The sequence below is a fragment of the Mycobacterium sp. genome, assembly GCF_032161845.1.
Classification (GTDB): Bacteria; Actinomycetota; Actinomycetes; order Mycobacteriales; family Mycobacteriaceae; genus Mycobacterium.
The window spans coordinates 1-4,771 of the sequence record NZ_JAVRQA010000023.1; the positions used below are offsets into that span (position 1 = coordinate 1).

Annotated in this window: 9 protein-coding genes; all 9 read left to right on the forward strand. The window is 64.9% G+C overall.

The genetic code is table 11. The features are described 5' to 3' along the window. Nucleotides 1-459 precede the first annotated feature (459 nt). Nucleotides 460-630 (forward strand): hypothetical protein, encoded by a 171-nt coding sequence (locus QOD90_RS01375; RefSeq protein ID WP_526345917.1) that lies wholly within the window; start codon nucleotides 460-462, stop codon nucleotides 628-630. A 369-nt stretch (nucleotides 631-999) separates the two neighbouring features. Next, nucleotides 1,000-1,170 carry a CsbD family protein gene (locus QOD90_RS01380; protein ID WP_526345918.1) on the forward strand — a complete coding sequence of 57 codons (171 nt, stop codon included), beginning with the start codon at nucleotides 1,000-1,002 and terminating at the stop codon, nucleotides 1,168-1,170. Nucleotides 1,171-1,316: 146 nt separating this feature from the next. Continuing rightward, entirely contained in the window at nucleotides 1,317-1,556 is a 240-nt protein-coding gene (locus tag QOD90_RS01385; RefSeq protein ID WP_526345920.1) for a hypothetical protein, read from the forward strand. A 61-nt stretch (nucleotides 1,557-1,617) separates the two neighbouring features. Beyond that, nucleotides 1,618-2,085: an Rv1352/Rv1906c domain-containing protein gene (locus QOD90_RS01390; protein ID WP_526345922.1), complete on the forward strand. Its 468-nt coding sequence runs from the start codon at nucleotides 1,618-1,620 to the stop codon at nucleotides 2,083-2,085. 54 nt (nucleotides 2,086-2,139) lie between these two features. Beyond that, entirely contained in the window at nucleotides 2,140-2,625 is a 486-nt protein-coding gene (locus QOD90_RS01395; RefSeq protein WP_526345924.1) for an SRPBCC family protein, read from the forward strand. A gap of 57 nt (nucleotides 2,626-2,682) precedes the next feature. Then, nucleotides 2,683-3,399 carry a Clp protease N-terminal domain-containing protein gene (locus tag QOD90_RS01400; protein ID WP_526345926.1) on the forward strand — a complete coding sequence of 239 codons (717 nt, stop codon included), beginning with the start codon at nucleotides 2,683-2,685 and terminating at the stop codon, nucleotides 3,397-3,399. A 38-nt stretch (nucleotides 3,400-3,437) separates the two neighbouring features. Beyond that, nucleotides 3,438-3,860 (forward strand): PPOX class F420-dependent oxidoreductase, encoded by a 423-nt coding sequence (locus QOD90_RS01405; protein ID WP_526345928.1) that lies wholly within the window; start codon nucleotides 3,438-3,440, stop codon nucleotides 3,858-3,860. A gap of 48 nt (nucleotides 3,861-3,908) precedes the next feature. Then, a complete protein-coding gene (locus tag QOD90_RS01410) occupies nucleotides 3,909-4,409 on the forward strand; it encodes a hypothetical protein (protein ID WP_526345932.1) in 501 nt (166 codons plus the stop codon). Between the two features lie 7 nt (nucleotides 4,410-4,416). After that, nucleotides 4,417-4,771: GNAT family N-acetyltransferase (locus tag QOD90_RS01415; protein ID WP_526345930.1), on the forward strand; the 355-nt coding region annotated here is incomplete at its 3' end.

Below are 4,771 nucleotides of genomic sequence, written 5' to 3' on the forward strand. Positions count from 1 at the left end.
GAGTTGCCGCAGCTGTGACGAACACAACTTCTACGTGGTTAATGCAGACGATTGGGGCTACCCAAGCCTTAGCGGTCGCATCGGGGTGAGTTGCGCTTCGCGACCGCTAGGTGATGGCTGAGGCAACTGCCGATGACTGTCGGGAGGGCAGGCTAGGGCTCGTCATCACCGCCTACCCGAGGTGGGTTGAACCGTTTCAACCTCACCGGGTATCTTGATCGTGGGTCGTCCGCAATCCCCCCATCGCGGATTTCCAAGCCTTTGGCGGTTCACTCCCCCCTGAGCCGCCAAAGGCGTCCCCAATCACGGCATCCACGGTCATGAACGACGCGTCAACGGCCCACCCGTCGATCGTCGAATCGAGGACGCACGTTTCCCCACCAGTACTGTCGGGTAACCGCTCATTGCTACGGGGAGCATGCGGGTCGATGAGTGAACCGACAGATGGGTGGCCAACGAATGCGCGATCGCGACGCCATAGACGAAGACCTCAGGCTGATCGCCACGTTGCGCCGGACGGCCAGGCATCAAGGCGGTCAAATGCCCCTCACCGAACGCATCGACGCGCTTCTCGACGAACGTCTCGAGGTTGCTGACGAATTGATCATGGCCGGACGCAGCGCCAATTGATCATCCGCTAGAGCTTTCAGAAATTACGTCGCCGTGGCGACAGCCGAATTTGCTTGAGATCGCGCCGGTGGAATGCATGCAGAATGACGCCATTTGATCGCAACTTGGACGTTTGCAGCGTCATTCCGTGGCTAGCAGAAGTCATCGGTGCGCCGCGCCATCAACTCATGCCTCGCCCCCCGATGCCTCCGGGATTGCCCAAATGGGGCGTCGAGATGCGTACGCCGCGGGCTGCCGTAGCCACTCAGCATCGGTTGAAACGCTCTGTGTGGAGCGACTCAATGGGTTTCAGGGTCGGCGAAAGGTGGCATACCAGGAGCACGTTCGGACGAGACAACGGTGCCGAACCCGAATGAGGAGTAGATGTTCATGAGCGCTCTCGACAAGGCGAAGAACAAGATCGACGATCTCGGCGGTCAGGCCAAGGAAGCGGCCGGCAAGGCCTCCAACGACAAGAGCACCGAAAACGAAGGCAAGGTCGACCAGGTCAAGGCGAACTTGAAGGACGCGGGCGAGAAGGTCAAGGACGCCTTCAAGTAATTCCTGCCTCGAATCGCAATTCGGCCCGTCGCCCCAAGGGGCGACGGGCCGAATGTCGTTGGGCCCCGAATTTGATCTTCAAACTGCTGGCGCAACAAATTACGGAATGGTAAATTTGCCCGCAGCGAACTAATTCAGGGGTCCATGTGACAGGTGTACTGCTTTTCGGCTACCTCGGTGGCTGGGTTCTGGCGTCAATCGCGGTCGCGATCGGCGCGGGTCGTCTACAGGACGAGTTGGCGCCCCCGACGCACCCTCGGCTGATGAGCATCCTCGCCGGTGCCGTCTGGCCCGTGCTCATCGTCGCGATCGTCGAAGTAGGGGCGGTCGCGCTCACTGCCGAAGCGCTTCACGAAGACGAGCTCCTGCTCCCCGTCAACGCCTGACGGCGCTACCCCACTCGCGCTCACGGATTCCATTTTCCGAAGACGGTCTAAGCTGTTGGGCATGTGGGTGAAGAAGGCGGCGACCGCAGCAGCGCTTGTCATGGCGGTCGTAGGCGCCGTTCCCGGCGTCGCAGGCGCCGACCCGACCTCGACGGCCCCGGCGCCGCCGGCAGCACCCAAGACCACCATCGACGCCGACGGCACCTTCGCCGTCGGCACGGACATCGCTCCTGGCGTCTACAGCACCGCGGGTCCCGTCGGGGATGGCGCGTGCTTCTGGAAGCGGATCGGAAATCCCGACGGTGCGACGATCGACAACGCGCTCACCAAGAAGCCGCAGACCGTCCAGATCGACGCCACAGATCAGTCGTTCAAGACCAACGGCTGCCAACCCTGGCAGCTGACCGACGGCGCGGTGCCGCCACAGGCATCCCCACTGGCACCGGCACTCGCGGGCCTGCAACTGGGCGCCATGATGGCTCAACTCAATGCCAAGGCAGCGGCGTCGGGGCAAGCTCCCCCACCCTGAATTGGGTGACGCGATTCAGACCCGCCGACTGCCGCGTCTGACACGATCGAACCCATGGCCGACCTCATCGAAGTTCAGCGCACCATCGCCGCACCACCGGCCAACGTCTTCGCCGTCCTCTGCGACCCACAGGGTCATGTCGCCATCGACGCGACCGGCATGCTGCAGGACGCCGACGGCGACCCCGTCAGCGCCAGCGGCGACAGCTTCGTCGTGCACATGGATCGCGAAGCGCTCAACGACTTCCCGATGGGCAAGTACGACGTCACCGTGTCGATCACCGACTTCGAACCGGACAGGCTGATCGCGTGGACGATTCTCGGTCAGATCCGCCCCCAGATCGGGCACGTCTACGGTTACCGCCTCGAACCCGACGGCGACGACGGCCAAGCCACCGTCGTCACGTCGTTCTATGACTGGTCAGGGATCGACCAGAAGTGGCGCGACGCCGGAATCTTTCCGGTCGTCTCCGAAGCCGCACTCCGCGGGACCCTCGGCATTCTGGACCGCACGGTACGCCGGGGTTACCCACGCGGGTAACCACCCCATCGTCAACCCGGGGTTGACGTTTTATGCCCGTCAACCTACGGTTGACGCATGAGCCAGCCCGCCAAGATCACCCACCCCGTCCGACTCGACGACCTCATCAGCGCCATCAAGAACGTGCACGACGAACCGCTCGACCAACTCGAGGACGCCGTGCTCACCGCGGAGGCCCTCGGCGAGATCTCCGACCACCTCATCGGCCACTTCGTCGACCAGGCCCGTCGCTCCGGCGCGTCCTGGACCGACATCGGCAAGTGCATGGGCGTCACGAAGCAGGCGGCTCAGAAACGCTTCGTCCCAAGAACCGAAACCAACCCGCTGAACCCCAATGACGGTTTCAGCAGGTTCACCCCACGGGCCCGCAACGTCGTCGTCGAGTCGCAGAACAAGGCCCACGCGGCGGGCAACGACGAAATCACGCCGGCCCACCTGCTACTCGCGCTGTTCGCCGACCCCGCCTCCCTGGCGGTCCGCCTGCTCGCCGGGCACGCGATCGACGCCGACGCAGCCGCCGGTGCGGTGACACTGCCGCCCCGAGTCGCCGAGATGCCTGCCCTGATCCCCTTCAGCGGCCCGGCAAAGAAGGTGCTCGAACTGACCTTTCGCGAGGCACTTCGCTTGGGACACAACTACATCGGTACCGAACACATGCTGCTCGCCCTGCTGGAGGCCGAGGGCGGAGACGGTCCACTCCACACGCTCGGCGTCGGTAAGGACGCCGTCGAAGCCGAGATCACCGAAGTGCTCCGCTCCCTGACTGACGGCTAATCGGGAATGAATCGCGCTCCCGTGCGGTAGAAGGACCTATGAACCTCGACGACTCTGCCCGCGCCCTCATCGGCTCGGGAGCCGACGCCACCCTGGTCACGATCAACCCCGACGGCAGCCCGCAGGTATCGGTGGTCTGGGTCGCACTGCAATCGACGCCCGACGGCGACGAACTCGTCAGCGCACATCTGAGCGAGTACAAGAAGACCCGCAACATCCGGCGCGACGGGCGGGTCGCCGTCACCATCATCGGCGCCACCCCGCCAGGCCAGCAGGCGCCCTACCTCTCCGTCACGGGCACGGCGCGGATCGTCGAGGGTGGCGCGCCAGAGTTGCTCACCGAACTGGCCGAGGCGATGCTCGGCTCCAGCGAGCACTTCCCACCGCCCAACTCACCCGCGGGTTTGCTGACCCGGATCCGCATCGAGAAGGTCGGCGGCATCGGACCTTGGGCGTCCTGACGTCGGATCGTCCCCTCGGCATCGGGGTGGTGTGCAATCATGCGAGGCATGCGTCGCTGGTTGGTGTTGATGGTCAGTGGAATGGCAGTGCTGGCCGGGGTTCTCGTCGCGCCGGCGCCCAACGCGTCCGCCGTGGCACCCATCGGCAGGATCGGCGAGGTGTTGCACCTCGACTACATGAGCATCGTGGCCGACGTCGCCGTCACCGGGGTGGACCTGGTCGACGTGCCGCCGGGCTTCGGGTATCCGCCGCGCGGGCCGCGCTACCAGGTGTACCGCGCCAACGTCACCGTTCACGTCATCAAGGCACCCAACCCGTTCATCACGTCGATCGTGTTCGACTTTCAGGGCGTGACGCCGATCGCGGACGCCTACAAGCCCCGGCCCACCGACGCGCCCGACGACCTCCGCGTCGCGCTGCAGAACGCCCCGCCGGGGGCGACCGTCAGCGGCGGCGTGTACTGGGACGTCTACCGGGACCTGGTCACCAACGTCGTCCTTCTCGACAAGGTCACGGGCACGCACCTGGCGCAGTGGAACCTCTACTGACGTTTGCATGTCCATCGAGGTAACTCCGGCTGTCGAGGCCGACCTGACCGAGCTTGCCGACGTCGCCGCCCGCACCTTCCCGCTGGCATGTCCCCCATCGGTGACGACTGACGACGTCGCCGCGTTCATCGCCGAGAATCTCTCGCAGCAGTGCTTCCTCGACTACCTCGCAGAGCCCGACCGGGTAATCCTGACCGCGCGCGACGGCGACCGAATATTGGGCTACGCCATGCTCGTTCGCGGTGTCACCACCGACGCCGACGTCCAGCAGGCAGTCCCCATGCGGCCCGCCGTCGAAGTCTCCAAGATGTACGTGCTGCCCGACGCTCACGGCGCGGGCGTCTCGGCGTCCATGATGGCCG

Bases quoted from the DNA above. Each gene is read 5' to 3' on its own strand.
- QOD90_RS01375 (WP_526345917.1), top strand. From the start codon at position 460: ATGCGCGATCGCGACGCCATAGACGAAGACCTCAGGCTGATCGCCACG.
- QOD90_RS01380 (WP_526345918.1), top strand. From the start codon at position 1,000: ATGAGCGCTCTCGACAAGGCGAAGAACAAGATCGACGATCTCGGCGGT.
- QOD90_RS01410 (WP_526345932.1), top strand. From the start codon at position 3,909: ATGCGTCGCTGGTTGGTGTTGATGGTCAGTGGAATGGCAGTGCTGGCC.
- QOD90_RS01395 (WP_526345924.1), top strand. From the start codon at position 2,140: ATGGCCGACCTCATCGAAGTTCAGCGCACCATCGCCGCACCACCGGCC.
- QOD90_RS01390 (WP_526345922.1), top strand. From the start codon at position 1,618: ATGTGGGTGAAGAAGGCGGCGACCGCAGCAGCGCTTGTCATGGCGGTC.
- QOD90_RS01400 (WP_526345926.1), top strand. From the start codon at position 2,683: ATGAGCCAGCCCGCCAAGATCACCCACCCCGTCCGACTCGACGACCTC.
- QOD90_RS01405 (WP_526345928.1), top strand. From the start codon at position 3,438: ATGAACCTCGACGACTCTGCCCGCGCCCTCATCGGCTCGGGAGCCGAC.